20 protein-coding genes and 1 tRNA gene are annotated in these 16,766 nt (G+C 73.0%); 8 read left to right on the forward strand and 13 right to left on the reverse strand.

Annotation, left to right across the window (positions count from 1 at the left end):
- Positions 1-98 precede the first annotated feature (98 nt).
- A tRNA-Pro gene (locus CKY47_RS04745) sits at positions 99-175 on the reverse strand.
- Between the two features lie 43 nt (positions 176-218).
- Positions 219-1,169 (reverse strand): metallophosphoesterase, encoded by a 951-nt coding sequence (locus CKY47_RS04750; RefSeq protein WP_371320619.1) that lies wholly within the window; start codon positions 1,167-1,169, stop codon positions 219-221.
- A 73-nt stretch (positions 1,170-1,242) separates the two neighbouring features.
- Between CKY47_RS04750 and CKY47_RS04755 the strand changes: the two genes are divergently transcribed.
- Positions 1,243-1,710 (forward strand): GatB/YqeY domain-containing protein, encoded by a 468-nt coding sequence (locus CKY47_RS04755; RefSeq protein ID WP_306744351.1) that lies wholly within the window; start codon positions 1,243-1,245, stop codon positions 1,708-1,710.
- Positions 1,711-1,960: 250 nt separating this feature from the next.
- Here the strand turns inward: CKY47_RS04755 and CKY47_RS04760 are convergent, their stop codons facing one another.
- Positions 1,961-4,444 (reverse strand): penicillin-binding protein, encoded by a 2,484-nt coding sequence (locus CKY47_RS04760; protein ID WP_306744352.1) that lies wholly within the window; start codon positions 4,442-4,444, stop codon positions 1,961-1,963.
- Positions 4,445-4,701: 257 nt separating this feature from the next.
- Here CKY47_RS04760 and CKY47_RS04765 point away from each other — a divergent pair, with 257 nt between their 5' ends.
- Positions 4,702-4,992: a WhiB family transcriptional regulator gene (locus CKY47_RS04765; protein WP_306744353.1), complete on the forward strand. Its 291-nt coding sequence runs from the start codon at positions 4,702-4,704 to the stop codon at positions 4,990-4,992.
- A 3-nt stretch (positions 4,993-4,995) separates the two neighbouring features.
- Here CKY47_RS04765 and bagB read toward each other — a convergent pair whose 3' ends face one another.
- Genes bagB through CKY47_RS04780 form a run of 3 tightly spaced genes read right to left on the reverse strand, consistent with a single transcriptional unit; the run spans position 4,996 to position 7,404 of the window.
- Positions 4,996-6,108 carry an ATPase BagB gene (bagB, locus tag CKY47_RS04770; protein ID WP_306744354.1) on the reverse strand — a complete coding sequence of 371 codons (1,113 nt, stop codon included), beginning with the start codon at positions 6,106-6,108 and terminating at the stop codon, positions 4,996-4,998.
- Positions 6,105-7,097 carry an ATPase BagA gene (gene bagA / locus CKY47_RS04775; RefSeq protein WP_306744355.1) on the reverse strand — a complete coding sequence of 331 codons (993 nt, stop codon included), beginning with the start codon at positions 7,095-7,097 and terminating at the stop codon, positions 6,105-6,107. Before bagA ends, bagB begins: the two co-directional genes overlap by 4 nt.
- Before the next feature lie 55 nt (positions 7,098-7,152).
- Positions 7,153-7,404: a hypothetical protein gene (locus CKY47_RS04780; protein ID WP_306744356.1), complete on the reverse strand. Its 252-nt coding sequence runs from the start codon at positions 7,402-7,404 to the stop codon at positions 7,153-7,155.
- A 117-nt stretch (positions 7,405-7,521) separates the two neighbouring features.
- Between CKY47_RS04780 and CKY47_RS04785 the strand changes: the two genes are divergently transcribed.
- The 4 genes from CKY47_RS04785 (at position 7,522) to CKY47_RS04800 (ending at position 10,055) form a co-directional block, all read left to right on the forward strand.
- Positions 7,522-7,677: a Sp36 family protein gene (locus CKY47_RS04785; RefSeq protein ID WP_306744357.1), complete on the forward strand. Its 156-nt coding sequence runs from the start codon at positions 7,522-7,524 to the stop codon at positions 7,675-7,677.
- The gene (locus CKY47_RS04790) at positions 7,674-8,132 is read left to right on the forward strand and encodes a RidA family protein (protein ID WP_306744358.1); all 459 of its coding nucleotides are present in this window, start codon (positions 7,674-7,676) and stop codon (positions 8,130-8,132) included. Before CKY47_RS04785 ends, CKY47_RS04790 begins: the two co-directional genes overlap by 4 nt.
- A gap of 1 nt (position 8,133) precedes the next feature.
- Positions 8,134-8,736: a hypothetical protein gene (locus CKY47_RS04795; RefSeq protein ID WP_306744359.1), complete on the forward strand. Its 603-nt coding sequence runs from the start codon at positions 8,134-8,136 to the stop codon at positions 8,734-8,736.
- 86 nt (positions 8,737-8,822) lie between these two features.
- Entirely contained in the window at positions 8,823-10,055 is a 1,233-nt protein-coding gene (locus CKY47_RS04800) for a hypothetical protein (protein WP_306744360.1), read from the forward strand.
- Here CKY47_RS04800 and CKY47_RS04805 read toward each other — a convergent pair.
- The 3 genes from CKY47_RS04805 to CKY47_RS04815 are packed head-to-tail and all read right to left on the reverse strand — an operon-like array spanning position 10,052 to position 11,552.
- On the reverse strand, positions 10,052-10,258 hold the full coding sequence (locus CKY47_RS04805; protein WP_306744361.1) for a hypothetical protein: 207 nt from the start codon (positions 10,256-10,258) through the stop codon (positions 10,052-10,054). The two genes, CKY47_RS04800 and CKY47_RS04805, sit on opposite strands and share 4 nt — an antisense overlap.
- Before the next feature lie 4 nt (positions 10,259-10,262).
- Entirely contained in the window at positions 10,263-11,153 is an 891-nt protein-coding gene (locus tag CKY47_RS04810) for a Gfo/Idh/MocA family protein (protein ID WP_306744362.1), read from the reverse strand.
- Positions 11,154-11,198: 45 nt separating this feature from the next.
- Positions 11,199-11,552 carry a hypothetical protein gene (locus CKY47_RS04815; RefSeq protein ID WP_306744363.1) on the reverse strand — a complete coding sequence of 118 codons (354 nt, stop codon included), beginning with the start codon at positions 11,550-11,552 and terminating at the stop codon, positions 11,199-11,201.
- Between the two features lie 68 nt (positions 11,553-11,620).
- Between CKY47_RS04815 and CKY47_RS04820 the strand changes: the two genes are divergently transcribed.
- Both CKY47_RS04820 and CKY47_RS04825 read left to right on the forward strand, forming a co-directional pair.
- The gene (locus tag CKY47_RS04820; RefSeq protein ID WP_306744549.1) at positions 11,621-12,385 is read left to right on the forward strand and encodes an NUDIX hydrolase; all 765 of its coding nucleotides are present in this window, start codon (positions 11,621-11,623) and stop codon (positions 12,383-12,385) included.
- Complete coding sequence (locus CKY47_RS04825; protein ID WP_306744364.1) at positions 12,382-13,137, forward strand: MBL fold metallo-hydrolase; 756 nt, start codon at positions 12,382-12,384, stop codon at positions 13,135-13,137. The genes CKY47_RS04820 and CKY47_RS04825 overlap by 4 nt, the downstream gene beginning before the upstream one ends.
- 41 nt (positions 13,138-13,178) lie before the next feature.
- On the opposite strand, the gene CKY47_RS04830 is transcribed toward CKY47_RS04825, so the two are convergent.
- The 4 genes from CKY47_RS04830 to CKY47_RS04845 form a co-directional block, all read right to left on the reverse strand.
- Positions 13,179-13,523, reverse strand: coding sequence for a hypothetical protein (locus tag CKY47_RS04830; RefSeq protein WP_306744365.1), 345 nt, complete (start codon positions 13,521-13,523; stop codon positions 13,179-13,181).
- 239 nt (positions 13,524-13,762) lie between these two features.
- Positions 13,763-15,001 carry an MFS transporter gene (locus tag CKY47_RS04835; RefSeq protein ID WP_306744366.1) on the reverse strand — a complete coding sequence of 413 codons (1,239 nt, stop codon included), beginning with the start codon at positions 14,999-15,001 and terminating at the stop codon, positions 13,763-13,765.
- Positions 15,002-15,434: 433 nt separating this feature from the next.
- Positions 15,435-16,109 carry a Crp/Fnr family transcriptional regulator gene (locus CKY47_RS04840; RefSeq protein WP_015097742.1) on the reverse strand — a complete coding sequence of 225 codons (675 nt, stop codon included), beginning with the start codon at positions 16,107-16,109 and terminating at the stop codon, positions 15,435-15,437.
- Positions 16,110-16,324: 215 nt separating this feature from the next.
- Complete coding sequence (locus tag CKY47_RS04845) at positions 16,325-16,576, reverse strand: hypothetical protein (protein WP_015097743.1); 252 nt, start codon at positions 16,574-16,576, stop codon at positions 16,325-16,327.
- Positions 16,577-16,766: the final 190 nt, after the last annotated feature.

Here is a 16,766-nt window from a genome sequence, read left to right on the forward strand (position 1 = left end):
CGGACACCGGGCACGACCTCACCCGGCAGGGAGCGACATGACGACCGGAAACGACTCAGGGCCCGTCCGAATACCTCTCGGACAGGCCCTGATCTGTGTGGTCGGGGTGACAGGATTTGAACCTGCGACCTCTTCGTCCCGAACGAAGCGCGCTACCAAACTGCGCCACACCCCGGTCCCGCTCGTCCGACCGGTCACCCGCTCGAACGAGGAGAACTCTACCTGACGTTCCCGCCCACTCCGAACCGGGTATCCCTTTCCGTGCCCGACCGGCTCTGACCTGCGTCGACAGGGCGTGGCACCAGGGTCAGCAGGCTCGCCTCCGGCCGGCAGGCGAAGCGCACCGGCGCGTACGGCGACGTGCCGAGGCCCGCCGACACGTTCAGCCACGTGCGGGAGCCCCAGCGCGACACGCCCCGCGCCCGCGAGCGGTCCAGGTCGCAGTTCGTCACCAGCGCGCCGTAGCCGGGGATGCGCAACTGCCCGCCGTGCGTGTGGCCGGCCAGCACGAGGTCGTAGCCCTCGGCGGCGAACGGGTCCAGCACGCGCGGCTCGGGGGAGTGCGTCACGCCCAGGCGCAGCCCCACGTCCGGCACGGGGCCGCTGATCTCGTCGAACCGGTCGCGCTTGAGGTGCGGGTCGTCCAGGCCGGCGGCGAACACGTCCACGCCGCCCACCGTGAACGAGTGGCGCGAGTGCGTCAGGTCCAGCCACCCGCGCTCGAGCATCGCCGCGCGCAGGTCCCGCCACGGCAGCGGGATGCCGTGGATGCGCTTCGTCTTCGCCGACGGCAGCAGGTAGCGCGCCGGGTTCTTCGGTCGGGGCGCGTAGTAGTCGTTGCTGCCGAACACGAACGCGCCCGGCCGGTTCAGCAGCGGGCCGAGCGCCCGGATCACCGCGGGCACGGCCTGCTTGTGCGCGAGGTTGTCCCCGGTGTTGACCACCAGGTCGGGCTCCAGTTCGTCCAGTGCCGCCACCCACCGCTGCTTCGACACCTGCCCCGGCATCATGTGCAGGTCGGAGATGTGCAGCACGCGCAGCGGCGACGACCCGGGCGCGAGCACCGGCACGGTGGCCCGGCGCAACGCCCAGAGCCGCCGTTCGATCCCCGCCGCGTAGGCGAGCGCGGTGGCGCCCAGGGCGGTCGTGGTGAGCAGCGCTCGGCCCAGCTTGTTCACGAAGTCGAGGGTAGGGGGTTGACCGATTCGGGCGGACGGGGGCCTTTCGGTACCGTTCCGCCCCATGGCGGAGCTGAAGGCACGGTTGCAGTCGGACCTCACGGTGTCGATCAAGACCCGGGACACGGTCCGGGCGGGTGCGCTGCGGATGACGCTCGCGGCCGTGACCACCGAGGAGGTCTCCGGCAAGGTGGCGCGCGAGCTGTCCGACGAGGAGGTCCTCAAGGTCATCACGCGCGAGGTGAAGAAGCGCAAGGAGGCCGCCGAGGCGTTCGCCGGCGCCGGGCGCACCGAGCAGGCCGAGCTGGAGCGGCAGGAGAGCGCGGTGCTGGAGGCGTACCTCCCCGCGCAGCTGTCGGACGACGAGCTGGCGACCCTGGTGGACGCCGCCGTGGCGCAGGTGGCCGAGCAGATCGGCGAGCAGCCGGGGCAGCGCCAGATGGGCCAGGTCATGAAGCTGGTGAACGCGCAGGTGGCGGGCCGCGCCGAGGGCGGTCGAGTGGCGGGTGCGGTGCGGGCGAAGCTGGCCTGAGGCCGGCAGTCGTTCACACGATGCGGTGAACGATGTACGGAAACGTTGTTACCGGACATCGGTTGAGACGAAGCGGAACCCCGACCCCCACCTGACCCGCCCACCAGGACGACCCGCCCACCAGGACGACCGCGCCGAGGGCTGCGGAGCGCGGTCCGAGCTGCCGGCACCGGGCCGGCGACCGGGGGCGAACCCGGCGGCGGTGAGGTCGGGTGCCGGTGAGGTCGGGTGCCGGGGAGCCGGGCGCAGGTCAGCGGCCGGGCGGCTCGACGGGAATCGTGATCTCCGGCGGCTCGCCCGGCCGACCCGGCGGCTCCCCGGGCCGCCCCGGTCCGGGCTGCCCGGGATCGGGCTGCCCGGGCGCCGGCTGCCCCGTCGTGGGGTCGGTCGGCTGCGGCGGGGGGACGTAGCCCGTCGAGACCAGGAGGGTGATCACGGTGCCGCGCAGCGCGCTCCCGCGCGGCGACTGGCTGACGACCTGGCCCTTCGGCTGCTCGGAGTTGCGGTTCTGCGCGGAGACCTTGTAGCCGGCCTCCTCCAGGACGCGGGTCGCGTCGTTGACGTTGCGCCCCACCACGTCCGGCACGCGGATCTCGCTGCCGCCCTTGAGGTAGCGCTCCTCGACCGGCGGCAGGCCGCGCACCGGCAGTCCTTCGTGGATCTTCGTCATCGTGTCGAACCACGTCCGCGCGGGCACCGTGCCGCCGTAGATGTCACCCTTGCCGCACAACCGCGGCGGCCCGGCGTTGACGCAGATCCCGCGCGGGTTGGTGCCGTCGTTGAACGTCTGCACCGCCCCCGCGAAGTCCGGCGTCGCCCCGATGAACGCCGCGGACTTGTACTCCTCCGTCGTCCCGGTCTTGCCGAGCATCGGCCGCGTCCACTTGAACTGCCGCGCCGCCGCGGCCGCCGTGCCCCCGGTCTGGTCGTCCTTCGACATGCCCGCCGCCAGCCCGTTCGCCAACGGCTCGGCCACGGCCTGCTCGCAGGGCGCCTCGTTGACCGGTACCGGCTGACCGTTGCGGTCCAGCACCTTGCCGATCGGCGACGGCGGGCACCACACGCCACCGCTCATGATCGTCGCCGCCGTGTTCGCCAGCTCCAGCGTGGACACCGGCGCGGGCGACAGCGTGAACGACGCGTTGCCGCCGTTGGACTTGTAGAACTCGGTCTGCGAGATCCGCAGCTGCCGGTCGCGCGCCTTCGGGTCGGGCCGGGTGCCCGCGATGTTCGTGGCCATCGTCTCGCGCATGCCGAGCCGCGACGCCATGTCCACCACCGGGTCCATGCCCAGCTGCTCCTCCAGGATCACGAACCCGGTGTTCGGCGAGGTCTGGAGCGCCGTTTGCAGCGACATCCGCGCCGGGACCGAGTCGGAGTCGTTGCTCAGGCAGTACCACCGGGTGTTGGGCTCGCCGGTCGACGGGCACTTGGCGCCGCCTCCCTTGAACACGCGCGACACGTGCGAGTGGGGCGTGGCCATCGTGCTCTCGATGCCCATGCCCGCTTCGAGCGCCGCCGCCGCGGTGAAGATCTTGTAGATGGACCCGGCGCCGAACTTGTTCTCCACACCGGACGGCAGGTCGAACTGGGTCTGGAACTGGTCGGCCTTGAGCCCGTAGTCGCGGTTCGCGACGAGCGCGACCACCTCGTGCCGCTCCCTGCCCGGCCGCACGACCGCCATCGTGTTGGCGATGCCGTCGCTCGACTTCGCCACCTGCCCCTCGGCGGCGAGCTTGGCGTGCGAGGTGATGGTGCGGTCCAACGTGGTCTGCACGGTGTAGCCGCCGGTCCTGAGCTGCTCCAGGCTGAACCCGTTGCGCTCCAGGTAGTTCACGACGTACGAGCAGAAGAACCCGTTCTCCGGGCCGGCGCCGACGCAGCCGTTGGGCGGCGTCCGGACGGGGTTCGCCAGCCCCAGCGGCTCGGCCTTCGCCGCCTCCGCCGCCTCGCGCGACAGCTTGTCGTTCTCGACCATCTTGTCGATGACCTGGTTGCGCCGCACCAGCGCCTTCTCCGGGAACACCTCCGGGTTGAGCGCGGACGGGCTGTTCACCATCCCGGCGAGCATCGCCGACTGCGCCACGGTCAACTTGTCGGCGGTGGTGTCGAAGTACGCCTGGGACGCCGCCGCGATCCCGTAGATGGTCGAGCCGAACGGCACCACGTTCAGGTAGCGGGCGAGGATTTCCTCCTTGCCCAGTTTGCGTTCCAGTTGCAAGGAGATGCGCGCTTCACGTGCTTTTCGCGCAATCGTCTGCTCCTGCGCCTTTTGCTGTTCGACCTGGTTGTTCCGCGCCACCACGTGCACGAGGTAGTTCTTCACGTATTGCTGCGTGAGCGTGGAGGCACCCTGCGTCACGGCGCCGCTGAACTGGTTGGTCAGCCCGGCGCGGATCGTGCCCTTCCAGTCCACGCCCTGGTGCTCGTAGAACCGCCGGTCCTCGATCGACACCAGCGCGGCTTTCATGGTGGGGGAGATCTTCTCCGGCGGCACGAGCACCCGGTACTGGTCGTAGAGGTACGCGATGGGCGCGCCGTCCTTGTCCGTGATCGTGGAGATCAGCGGGGGATCGGTCGTGACCAGGTCCGCGGAGATGCTGTCGACCGTGTCGCTGGCTCTGTTCGACACGACCCCCAGCGAGCCCACGACAGGGAACAACAAGCCTGCCAGCAGCACTCCGGCCAGCAGACACAGGCCAAGCAGTTTCAGCACGCCGTTCCTGGCTCGCATGCCGGTGAGCGTACGCGGCACCCGAAGAGGTGATCGAGATCGCGCACAGTTGATTACCCAGGATGAGTACTCGTACTCAAGACAGGTAACAGGTGGGCAACCCAGGGTTGGAGGTGGAACCGGAAGGCTCTACAGTCCGTCACTGTCCAAGACAGCAGCCAACGGCATGACCACTCGTCGTGGTGAGCCTACGGCATCCGCGGCAGGGGTGTGGCGGATTTAGGAAGTCTGGGCACAGGGGAACTGAGGTGGGGGCTATGCAGCAGGGGGATTGGCGTATCAAGGCTTCGTGCCGCGACGAGGAGCCGGACCAGCTCTTCGTGAGAGGTGCGGAGCAGCGCAAGGCCAAGGTGGTGTGCCTGGGGTGCCCGGTGCGCACCGAGTGCCTCGCGGAGGCCCTGGACAACCGGATCGAGTTCGGTGTGTGGGGCGGGATGACCGAGCGTGAACGGCGTGCGCTGCTGCGGCGGCGGCCCGACGTCACCTCGTGGCACGAACTCCTGGACACGGCGCGCCAGGAGCACACCGAGGAGTCCAAGGTCGGGTAGGACCTACTCGCCCGCGAGCCGCCGGCCGATCTCCTGCAGGCCGTCCAGGTCGTGCACGTCGGTCGGCAGCGCGGGCACCCCGACCAGCGGAACGCCGGGGTGCGCACGGGTGAACCGCGCGAGCAGCCGCTTCTCCCGGTCGGCGACGGCCACGCGGTCCGCGTGCACCCGCAGCACGGCGGCGGCCAGCGGGGCGTCTCCCGTGCGCTCCAGCCGGTCCGCCGCCGCCAGCGCGCCCGGCGCCGGCAAGGGGGCGAGCACGGGGTGCGTCCGGTTCGCGACCAGGCCGGTCAGCGGCATGTGCTCCGCGCTCAACCGCTCGACGAAGTAGCTGGCCTCGCGCAGCGCGTCCGGTTCGGCCGCCGCGACCACCAGGAAGCCCGTGCCGGGTGAGCGCAGCAGGTCGTAGGTGGCCTGGGCGCGCTGCCGGAAGCCGCCGAACATGCTGTCGAACGCCTGCACGAACGTCGACGCGTCCTGGAGGAGCTGGCCGCCCACGATGGTCGACACGGCCTTGGTGAACAGGCCGAAGCCGGCCCCGACGATCTTGCGGATGCCGCGCCCGCCCGCCCGCGCGGGCGCCGACAACATCTTGATCAGCTTCCCGTCGAGCACGGTCGACAGCCGCTGCGGCGCGTCCAGGAAGTCCAGCGCCGAGCGGCTCGGCGGCGTGTCCACGACCACCAGGTCCCACTCGTCCTGCGCGACGAGCTGACCCAGCTTCTCCATCGCCATGTACTCCTGCGTGCCGGAGAACGACGTGGAGATCGTCTGGTAGAAGGGGTTGGCGAGGATCTGCTCGGCCCGCTCGCGGCCCGCGTGCTGCCACACCATGTCGTCGAACGTGCGGCGCATGTCCAGCATCATCGCGTGCAGCTCGCCGTCGAAGTCGCCCTCGACGCGCCGCGGGTTGTTGTCCAGCTCCCGCAGCCCGAGGGACTGGGCGAGCCGCCGCGCGGGGTCGATCGTCAGCACGACCGCGCGCCGGCCCCGTGCCGCGGCCCGCAGGGCGAGCGCCGCGGCCGTCGTCGTCTTCCCCACGCCACCCGAGCCGCAGCACACCAGCACCCGCGTCTCCGGGTTGTCCAGCAGCGCGTCCACATCCAGCCGGTTCACCGCACACCCCGCCCGACCAGCAGTTCCGCCAGCTCGTACAGCGCGGCCACGTCCACCCCGTCGGTCAGGTCCGGCAGCTCGACCGACGGCAGGTCGGACTCGGCCAGCTTGTCCTTGGCCCGCTCCTCGGCGAGCACCCCGGCGGCGTGCTCCACGGCCTGCTCGACCAGGCCGTCCAGCACGTCGTCGTCCACGTCCAGCCCGGCGGCGGCGAGCCCGGCCCGGACCCGGTCCGCGTCCACCCGTCCCTCCGCGGCGGCGGCCACGGACCGCGCGGGCAACCTCGGCGGGCGCACCCGGTTCACGAACACCGCGCCCGGCCGCAGGTCGGCGGCGTCCAGGTCGGCGACCGCCTCCAGCGTCTCGCGCACCGGCATCTCCTCCAGCAGCGCGACCAGGTGCACGGCCGTGTCGCCCGAGTGCAGCAGGGTCACCACGCCCTCGCTCTGCCCCTTGATCGGCCCGACCTTGGCCAGGTCGGCCATGGCCCGCGTGACGTCGAGGAACCGCACCACGCGGCCGGTCGGCGGCGCGTCCAGCACGACCGCGTCGTACTCGTGCCTGCCGCTCTTGCCGACCCGGCGCACGCACTCCTTCACCTTGCCGGTGAGCAGCACGTCCCGCAGCCCCGGCGCGAGGGTGGTGGCGAACTCGATCGCGCCCATCTTCTTCAGCGTCCGGCCCGCGAAGCCCAGGTTGTAGAACATGTCCAGGTACTCCAGCAGCGCCGCCTCGGGGTCCACGGCCAGTGCCCGGACCTCGCCGCCGCCGGGCGCGGACGCGATGCGCTCCTCGGAGTACGGCAGCGGCGGCCGGTCGAACAGCCGCGCGATGCCCTGCCGGTTCTCGACCTCGACCAGCAGCACCCGGCGACCGCCGGTGGCCAGCGCCAGGGCGAGCGCCGCGGCGACCGTGGTCTTGCCGGTCCCGCCCTTGCCCGTGACGACGTGCAGCCGCGCGCGGGTGAGTTCGTCGGTCCAGCCGTTCACCAGGTCAGCCTAGGCGCGGACCCCTGGGAGCCGCTGGCCGAGGGACGCCGCCGGCTCAATCCCACATGGTGACGAACACCACTCCGATGGCGGTCGCCGCCACCACGCCCCAGGCCACCACCGACGGCAGCACGTAGGCGATCAGCACGGCCACCACCGCCACCGCGAGCGCCCCGATGCCCGCCGCCCGCCACACCTGCGACCGCATCGCGCCCTTCCGGTCGCGGGCCAACGCCATGGCGACCAGCACCATCACCAGCCCGCCCAGCAGGAACGAGCTGGTCGCCACGATCCGCCACGTCTCCACAACCGCAAGTTAGCGCTTCGTGACGGGGGCGTCACCAGGGGAAACCGCAACTCCGCGCGGACCCCGGCCCCGGCCGGCTCGGGCGAGCACGCAGGGTGTCCGGCTAGGCTGCCCGCCATGCAGACGTGGGAGTACGCGACCGTCCCGCTGTTGATCCACGCCACCAAGGCGATCCTCGACCAGTGGGGCCAGGACGGCTGGGAGCTGGTCACCGTGCTGCCCAACCCCAGCGGTGAGCAGCACGTCGCCTACCTGAAGCGGCCGAAGGCATGAGCTGGACCGCTCGCCTGGCCGAGCTCGGTGTCACCCTCCCCCCGGTCGCGGCGCCCGTCGCCGCGTACGTGCCCGCCGTCCGCAGCGGGCAGCAGGTGTTCACCTCGGGCCAGCTGCCGTTCGTCGACGGCGCGCTCGCGGCCACCGGCAAGGTCGGCGGCGACGTGAGCCCGGAGGAGGCCAAGGCGCACGCCCGCACCTGCGCGCTCAACGCGCTGGCCGCCGTGGACGCGCTCGTCGGCCTGGACTCGGTGGTCCGCGTCGTCAAGGTCGTCGGGTTCGTCGCCTCCGCCGAGGGCTTCACCGGCCAGCCCGCCGTGGTCAACGGCGCGTCCGAGCTGATCGGCGAGGTGTTCGGCGACGCCGGCCGGCACGCGCGGTCCGCCGTCGGCGTCGCCGAGTTGCCGCTGGGCGCGCCCGTCGAGGTGGAGCTGATCGTCGAGATCGGGGAGTGAGATGTCGGACACGTGCCACGAGCTGCTGCTGCGGCTCGCCGGGAGGCTCCCGGACGACGTCCTGTGGCGCTTCCGCGACTGGGCCGCGACGGACGCGATCCTCGTCCTCGCACGCACCCTGCCGCGCACGTTGCTGCACGACCGGATCGGCCTGACCGACCGCGAGCAGGCGCTGCTCGTGGACGCCCTCGTGCCGCACGGCGCGGACCGATCCGCCATCAGTTCCGTCAGGGGACTGGACGAACCGCCCGATACCGGCTACACCTTCACCCCGGAATCACCCGATCGGGTGCTGATGGGTGATTCCGCGACCGTGGTGCTCGGGGCAACCCTGCGCGGTCGCCCCGGGGTCGGCGAAGTCCGCTCCTCGTGGCGGCTGGGCGGGGGCGACGCCAGGAGGCTGGTCCTGGTCGCCGCCACGTCCGGGTACGCCCGGCTGGCCGGTGAACTCCAGCGCGTGCTGCGGGCGCTCGGCGAGCACGACCCCTGCGTGGAGGTCCTGCCCGCCGGACTTGACCTGCCGCCCTACCACCGGGCGGCGTTGGCGGCCTCGGAACTGGTGTGCACCGGCGCCGAGGCCGACGGGCACCTGGTGCCCGTCTAGAGCTCGTCGCTCCCGCGCGGGCCGGAAGGAGAACAGGCGTGACGAACGACGGAGTGGGACTCCCCGTCCGTTTACACGACCTCCTGTTGTCGTTGGCCGGACGGGTCGACGACGACGCGTTGACGCAGGCCCGGGAGCTGCTCGCGGTCGCCGAGCTGGACAGGGCGGTGGAACTGCTGGTCGGCTGCCTGCTGGCCGGGCGCATCCCGGTGTCCACGGAGGAGCGTCGCGAGGTGGGGTGGCTGCTGGCGGAGGTCCGCTCGGACCGCTCGCTCGCCGACCGGTTGTTCGCGGTCGAGCAGGTGCCCGTGCCGCGACACCGGTTCAGCGTCGAGTCCGACCCGGCCGACGGCCTGGGCGACGTGCTGGGCAGGACCGTGTCGGCGCTGCCGGACGTGCGCGGCGTGCGCGCCACGTGGCGGTCCACGCCGGCCGGCGCCACGCCCGGCCCGCTGCCGCAGCGGATCGTCCTGGTCGACATCGGTCCGTCCGGCTTCGCGCCGGCGACCGCGTACCGGGTCGACACCGTGCTGCGGAAGGCCGGCATCCGGGCCGCCGTCGAGGTGCTGACCGTGGGCACGCCGCTGGGTGAGTACCACGCGGCCGCCGTGACCACGGCGCGCGAGGTGTTCTTCGCGTCCGGTTCCACGACGCCCGGGCCACCACCCGACCCCGGCACGTGGTTCGACGGTGACGTCTCGGGTCAGGCACCGGTGGTCGAGCCGGAACCGGTGCCGGTCGAACCCGAGAACGGCTCCAAGTCCCGTCGTGCGCGCGTCGACTCGTACGAGGGGGCGCAACCGTTCCCGCCCAAGCCGGTCAAGCGGCTGCCGGTGCGCGAGCCCGCCGACGAGCCGCGGTTCGACGGGTTCCGGGGCAGCGGGGACGGGATCGACGACGTGCGGGCCGACGACGTGCGGGTGCCGGACGTGGCGCCCGAACCCGTCGCCGAGCCCGCGCCGGAACCGGTCGTGGAACCCGCGCCGGAACCGGTCGTGGACGAGCCGAGGGCCGCGACGCCCCCGGTGGTGCCGCTGTCGTTCCCGCTGCCGGACGACCACCCGCTGTCGCGCGCCGAGGTCACCACGGAGCTGAACCCGGACGACCTCGCCGCGCTCCAGGCCGCCCTGGCCGACGGGCAGGCGCCGGCGTCCGTGCAGCTGCCGCCGACCGTCGACGCCAAGCTCAGCGACCGCGAACGCGCCCTGCTCCAGCAGCTCCACGAGGAGCTGGCGCAGCGCGAGCAGCAGTCGTGGCCGGGCGGGCCGGAGTTCGTCAACGGCGTGCCGAAGCCGAACAACGGCAGGTTCACCGGCTAGGGGGCGACCGGGCCCGCTCGGAGGGCTCGCAGCGCGTCGAGCAGCCCGGCCCCGACGTCCGCGCCCAGCGGGCGGAGGGGCCGGGCCGCCGCGCGGTCCGTCGCCGCCTCGACCCGCACCCGGACCGGGTCGTCGGGGGGCATCCCGCGCGCGGTCAGGCCCTCGGCGGCCTCGCGCAGCGTCTCGCCGTCCAGTGCGTACACCCGGTCAGTGTTCCGCCTTGCGGCGCGCCAGGTCGACGATCCGCTGGAGGTGCAGGCCCCGGCGCACGTCCAGCGGGTGGTGCGCCGTGCCGCTGTCGACCATCGCCACGAAGTCGTCCAGCAGGTGCGTGAAGCACTGCGCCGCGCTCGTGCCCCGGTCGGCGAGCACGCGGTGGCCGTGCTCGCCGTACACCGCCACCTCCGAGACGGTCGGCTCCAGCGGCAGCGTCATGCTCAGCGCCGCCGAACTCGTCGCACCGCCCTCGTGCCGGAACACCACCTGCCACAGCCCGTGCTCCGACCGGTCCGCCGCGACCACGTCGGTGATCGTGCCCAGGGCGGCGTCCAGCAGGTCGAACGCGTGCGGGCCGACGTCGTCCAGCGGCCCCCGCTCGTGCCGCCACGGCGAGTGCGAGAACGGCCCGCCCAGCAGCGCGCCCGACAGCCACCGGAGGCTGCCGCCCACCCAGCCGCCCGTGCGCGCCAGCTGGTCCAGCTGCTCCCGGACCTCCGGCGCGTACCGGCGGGTCAGCACGACCAGCGACGCGACGCCGTTCCGGTCCACCGCCTCGGCGAGCCGCTCGGCGTCGGCGAGGGTCGAGGCGATCGGCTTCTCCAGGACGAGGTGCCTGCCCAGCTCCGCGGCCCGCGTCGCGAGCGGCGCCTGGACCTCCGGCGGCACGGCGAACGCGACCGCGTCCACCTGCTCCAGCAGCTCGTCCGGCGACGCCGCCGTGCTCGCGCCGTAGGCGTCGGCCAGCGCCGACGCGGCCTCCTCGCGGCGTGCCCACACGGTGGTCAGGCGGGTGCCGGGGTGGTCGGCGAGGCCCGGCGCGTGCACCCGCTCCGCCCACGGGCCCGCACCGATCAGTCCCACGCGCAGCTGTTCGTCCACGCCGGCCACCCTAACTTCCGGTCGGCCCGCCCACGGGCGGCCGCCCTACCGGCCGCCGAGGTAGTCGGCCTCGGGGACGAAGATCCGGCCGCCGCCGTCGAAGCGCAGCTCCACGCCGCCCTCCTGGCGCACCACCTCCGGGTCGGCGCCCCACCCGCCCGGGACCCGCACGACGTGCCCGTGGTCCTCGCCGCGCCCCAACCACACCTCGTGCTCCGTGCCGCCGATCAACCGGGACCTCTCCTTGACGTACACGTTCGGCGTCCCCTCGTCCGTGCTGATCGTGTCCACGGCCGGCAGGAACAGCACCACGGCCGCGACGGCCGTCAGGCCCGTGCCGATCACCGCGCCGAACCCGAACAGCAGGACGTTGAGCACGCAGCCCTTCTTGGTGTCCACGGGGAAGATCCTCGTCGTAGGCTCGGTGCGTGCGCGAACTACCCGACGAACTGGTGCTGCCGGCCTCGATGGTCCCGTCCACCCCCACCGGCCCGCCGGTCGAGCCGCGCGACGCGGCGACCGTCGTGCTCGTCCGCGACGGCGACCGGGGGATCGAGGCGTTCCTGCTGCGCCGGGTCGCCGGGATGGCGTTCGCGGGCGGGATGACCGTGTTCCCCGGCGGTGGTGTCGACCCGCGCGACGCCGACACCTCCGTCGCGTGGAGCGGCCCCGCACCCGGGTGGTGGGCCTCGAAGTTCGCCTGTTCGCCCGAACTCGCCGCGGCGCTCGTGTGCGCCGCCGTGCGCGAGACGTTCGAGGAGTCCGGCGTGCTGCTGGCCGGCCCGTCGGCCGCCACGGTCGTCGCCGACACCACCCCGTACGCGGCGGCGCGGGCCGCGCTGGTGGCGCGCGAGCTGTCCTTCGCCCGGTTCCTGGCCGACGAGGGGCTGGTGCTGCGGGCCGACCTGCTGCGACCGTGGGCGAACTGGGTGACGCCGCCCGAGGAGCCGCGCCGCTACGACACCAGGTTCTTCGTCGCCCTGCTGCCCGAGGGGCAGAAGGCGGACGGGGCGACCACCGAGGCGTCGGACGCGGTGTGGCAGCGGCCGGCCGACGCGCTGGCCGACTGGAAGGCCGGTCGCCGCGCCCTCATGCCGCCGACCTGGGTGACCCTCACCGAGGTGGACGAGCTGGGGTCCGTGAGCGCGGTGCTGGACGAGTCGCGCGAGGTCTCGAAGATCATCCCCAAGATCGTCCGGGACGGCGACGTGCTGCGGGTGGTCCTGCCGTGAGCGCCGAGTACGGGGTGCCGCGCCGGGTCACGCCGTTCGCGTCGGTCGTGCTCGCCGAGAACCCGGGGGTGATGACCCTGGAGGGCACCAACACGTGGGTCCTGCGCGCGCCGGGCGCCGACTCGTGCGTCGTCGTCGACCCCGGCCCCCTGGACCGCGGCCACCTGGACCGCGTGGCCGCCCACGGCCCGGTGGACGCGGTGCTGCTCACCCACGGCCACCCCGACCACTCGGAGGGCGTGCACGACTTCGCGCGACTGGTGGGCGCCCCCGTGCACGCGGCGGACCCGGGGTTCGCCACCGTCCGGCTGACCGGCGGCGAGGTCGTCACCGGCGGCGGCCTGGAGATCACCGCCCTGGCGACGCCGGGGCACACCGACGACTCGGTCTCGTTCCTGGTGGGCGGCGCGGTGCTCACCGGTGACACCATCCTCGGCCGGGGCACGACCGTGCTGGACGGCGGGCTGGCCGACTACCTGGCGTCCCTGAGGACCCTGGCGGACCTGCCGGAGGGCACCACCGTGCTGCCCGGCCACGGCCCGGTCCTGCCGGACGTGGTGGCCGTCGCCCGCGCCTACCTGACCCACCGCGAGGAACGCCTGGCGCAGGTCCGCGCGGCCGTGGAACGACTCGGTGGCGCACCGACCGCGCGCCAGGTCGTGGAACTCGTGTACGCCGACGTCGACCGCTCCCTCTGGCCCGCCGCCGAGTGGTCGGTGCGGGCGCAGCTGGCCTACCTCGGGGTGGCCTGACCGCCCGGGGTGGTCCGACCCGGGGTGGTCCGGGGAACCGGTCAGACGGTCGTGCGGAGCGGGACGACCAGGTAGGTCAGCTCCACGCCGTCCTCGCCCGCCTGCGACGTGAGCACCGTCGACCGCAGGCCGTCCTGGATGCGCAGCTCCACGCGCCTGCCGCTGAACGCCTTCAGCGCGTCCGCCAGGTAGTGGGCCTGGAAGGTCTTCGTGACCCGGTTGCCGTCGATCGTGGCCTTGACCGACTCCTCCGACCCGCCCGCCCGCGGGTCGCTGCCGCGCACGCGCAGCTCGCCGTCGTCGACCTGGAGGGTGACCGAGCCGTGCGGGCCGGAGCAGGGGACCGCCCGGCGGACGGCGCGCGCCAGCGCGTCGGCCTCCACCATCACCGTGCTGTCGATGACCGCCTCCAGCAGCTTCCGTGTTCGATCGTCGGGGAACGGGGCGGCCGGCGGCGCCGTGCCGGTACCTACCGTAGCGAAGCGAACGCCACGAGGTGACGATCCGTCGCCGCCGGCTCCAGCCGCGACGGCGAGCACGGGGTCGGCGGTGAGGTCCACGCGGTGGACGCTGGACCCGACCACCGACAATCCCGATCACGGCGGGACCGCGACACCCCGGGGCGTCAGCGGGCCGCCAGGTCCATCTCCTCCTGCTTCGGCACCGGCACGCCGGCCGCGACCGTGCCGCGGAACACCCACACCAGGACCGCGATCACCAGGCCGGACACCGCCGCCGCCGCGAACGCCGCGCTCGTGCCGCGCGACTCGACCAGCTGACCGCTCGCCGACTGCCCGATGGCCAGCCCGACGGTGACCGCCGTGACCACCCAGCCGAACGCCTCGGTCGCCGTGCCCGCGGGCGCGACCTGCTCGATCGCCGCCGAGTGCGTGGTCGCCTGCGGCGTGATCAGGGTGCCGACCACGAGCAGCGCGCCGGCCAGCCACACCAGGCTGGTGGGCAGCGCGAGCAGCAGCGACAGCAGCGCGAACCCGCCGAGCAGCACGGGCAGCCGCAGGTGCATGGCCCGCGGGAACGGCTTCATCGCGTACAGCACGCCGAACACCACCGAGCTGACCGACCACAGGCTCAGCAGCAGCCCGCCGAGGCCCACGTGACCGGCGTTCGCGGCGGCGGCCGGCACGGCCACCTCGATGAACCCGATCGTGACGCCGAAGCCGAGGGCCGCGAGCGCCACCGTGCGCATGCCGGGCGAGGCCAGCGCGCCGAGCAGGTCGCGCCGGGCCGGTTCCGGCCGCACGGCGCGCACGGTCGGGTCGAACGCGAACCACAGCGAGCCGACCACCATGGACGCCGCGCCGACGATCACGCCGGTGCCCGCCCAGGGTGCCGCGACCAGCACACCGGCGAGGCCGGGGCCGAGGATGAAGAACACCTCCATGCTGATCGCCTCGTAGGCGTAGCCGGCGAGCCGCGCGGACCCGGCGGGCAGCACGTGCGACCACAGGGCGCGGGACGCCGAGCCGACCATGGGCTCGGTGAGCCCGACGGCGAACGCGATCGGCACGAGGAGGGGCAGCGGCACGCCCGCCTCGACGGCGGTGACGGCGAGCGCCACGAACGCGGAGAACAGCACCACGGCCACGAGCAGCGGGCGGGTCGGCCCGAGCCGGTCCATCAGCCTGCCCTGCACGATCGACCCGAGCGCGACACCGACCAGGGACGACGCCGACACCAGCCCCGCCGCGGCGAACGAACCGGTCTCGCGCTGCACGTAGAGCAGCAGCGAGAGGCCGATCATCGCGATCGGGAGGCGGGCGAGCAGGGACGCGACGACGGGGCCGCGCATGCCGGGCGTGGTCAGCGCGGTGCGGTAGTCCGCGAGGCGGGCAGAGTGGGACATGTGTACCAGTATGCGCGCTGTGGTACGCGCGTACCAGTCATTTGGCGGTGCGTTCGATCACCGGGCGCGGCACGCGTGAAGATCGTCCACTTCCCGGGAGGAGTGTTGCGATCGGATAACAACAATGGGATGACCGGGTGAAACCCCTCGGAAAAGTACCTGCACAAGGGGTCCTTGAGGGTGAACGGCCTTGAGTTGCGGCCAGGGGGGCGTGCGATCGTGGACCGCACAGCCCGCCGCACCCGTTTCCACGGGTGGCGCGACGGGTAGTCGAACCTCCTTCCGGCGCTGAAGGGTCGGGGCCTGTGGGCGCCGGAGGAGTGGAACGCGTGATCTGTCGGGGGATGGGTCGCGCGAACAACAGGGCCGGTGCGCCGCGTCGGGGGCGGCGCCCGGCTCTGTTGTCACGTGCGGTGCCGAACCGCGGACCTGCTCAGCGAGCGCGGCGCGCCAGGCGCTCCGGGTCCAGGATCAGCACGCTCTTGCCCTCCAACCGCAGCCACCCGCGGTGGGCGAAGTCGGCCAGGGCCTTGTTCACCGTCTCGCGCGACGCGCCCACGAACTGGGCGATCTCCTCCTGCGTCAGGTCGTGGGTGACCCTCAGCAGACCGGCCTCCTGGCTGCCGAAGCGCTGCGCGAGCTGCAACAGCGCCTTCGCCACGCGGCCGGGCACGTCGGTGAAGATCAGGTCGGCCAGCATGGAATTCGTCCGGCGCAGCCTGCGGGCCAGGGCACGCAGCAGCTGCTCGGCGATCTCCGGCCGGTTGGTGATCCACTGCCGCAGCGCGGGGCGGTCCATGCTCACCGCGCGCACCTCGGTCACCGTCGTGGCGGTGGACGTGCGGGGGCCCGGGTCGAAGATCGACAGCTCGCCGAACATGTCGGACGGGCCGAAGATCCCCAACAGGTTCTCCCGACCGTCCGGCGACTTGCGGCCGATCTTCACCTTGCCGGATTGGATGATGTAGAGCCGGTCGCCCGGCTCGCCCTCCGCGAAGATCACGTGGCCACGCGGGAATTCAACGGACTCCAGCGTCTGCGCCAGTGCCTCCGCTGCCGCCGGTTCAACCCCCTGGAAGATGCCCGCGCGGGCCAGGGTCTCGTCCACCTCGTCCCTCCTGTCGAGACGCGGCGGCATGGTCGAGCGCGTTCCGCCTTCTGGCGGATAAGCGCCTTGCCGCCGATCACTGGGTGCAGTCTAAGGGCTGTGCGGGAGATCGCCTTCCGGCGCGCCGCCGCACGGTGCCCCGCGACTCGGGGCGGACAGCCCAGAAAGGCCCACCGGGGGGTTGACCCCGTGGGCCTCGCCGGTCCTCGCCCCGGTCAGCGGCGGGTGCGCCGCTGACGCAGGTTCCTCGCACGACCACCCAGCCTGCGCAGCCGGAACAGCTCCAGCGCGCGGCCGATGCCGTGCCCGTAGAGGGCCCTGACCTCGTCGGGCCGGGCCGACTCCAGGAACTCCTCGACCTCGTCCTCCTGCACGGCGACGTGGCGCAGACGAGCTTCCACGCGCTCCATGAAGAGCGCGAAGAACATGATCACGATCGGAACGGCGATGACGAACCAGGCAGTCATGATGGCTCCGATCCTTGCGCATCCGTTTCGGCGCGCACTAGAGGGGGGGTCACTCTTGCGGGTGTCGTCGTGCGCTCGTACGTGGGACGTGTGCGGCGGGGACGGGGTTGCCCGGCGGTCGCAGCGGGTTGTCTTCCCGGAACCGCCACCGGGAAAACGCCGCCCCCGCGCGACCCCGCCCGCCGGCGCC

This window comes from Saccharothrix longispora, from assembly GCF_030852425.1.
Classification (GTDB): domain Bacteria; phylum Actinomycetota; class Actinomycetes; order Mycobacteriales; family Pseudonocardiaceae; genus Actinosynnema; species Actinosynnema longispora.

Coding starts and splice junctions, on each gene's coding strand:
- CKY47_RS04830 (WP_306744365.1), bottom strand. CDS start 13,523: ATGGTGGAGGCCGACGCGCTGGCGCGCGCCGTCCGCCGGGCGGTCCCC.
- CKY47_RS04755 (WP_306744351.1), top strand. CDS start 1,243: ATGGCGGAGCTGAAGGCACGGTTGCAGTCGGACCTCACGGTGTCGATC.
- CKY47_RS04765 (WP_306744353.1), top strand. CDS start 4,702: ATGCAGCAGGGGGATTGGCGTATCAAGGCTTCGTGCCGCGACGAGGAG.
- CKY47_RS04845 (WP_015097743.1), bottom strand. CDS start 16,576: ATGACTGCCTGGTTCGTCATCGCCGTTCCGATCGTGATCATGTTCTTC.
- CKY47_RS04785 (WP_306744357.1), top strand. CDS start 7,522: ATGCAGACGTGGGAGTACGCGACCGTCCCGCTGTTGATCCACGCCACC.
- CKY47_RS04760 (WP_306744352.1), bottom strand. CDS start 4,444: ATGCGAGCCAGGAACGGCGTGCTGAAACTGCTTGGCCTGTGTCTGCTG.
- CKY47_RS04835 (WP_306744366.1), bottom strand. CDS start 15,001: ATGTCCCACTCTGCCCGCCTCGCGGACTACCGCACCGCGCTGACCACG.
- CKY47_RS04795 (WP_306744359.1), top strand. CDS start 8,134: ATGTCGGACACGTGCCACGAGCTGCTGCTGCGGCTCGCCGGGAGGCTC.
- CKY47_RS04790 (WP_306744358.1), top strand. CDS start 7,674: ATGAGCTGGACCGCTCGCCTGGCCGAGCTCGGTGTCACCCTCCCCCCG.
- CKY47_RS04820 (WP_306744549.1), top strand. CDS start 11,621: ATGGTCCCGTCCACCCCCACCGGCCCGCCGGTCGAGCCGCGCGACGCG.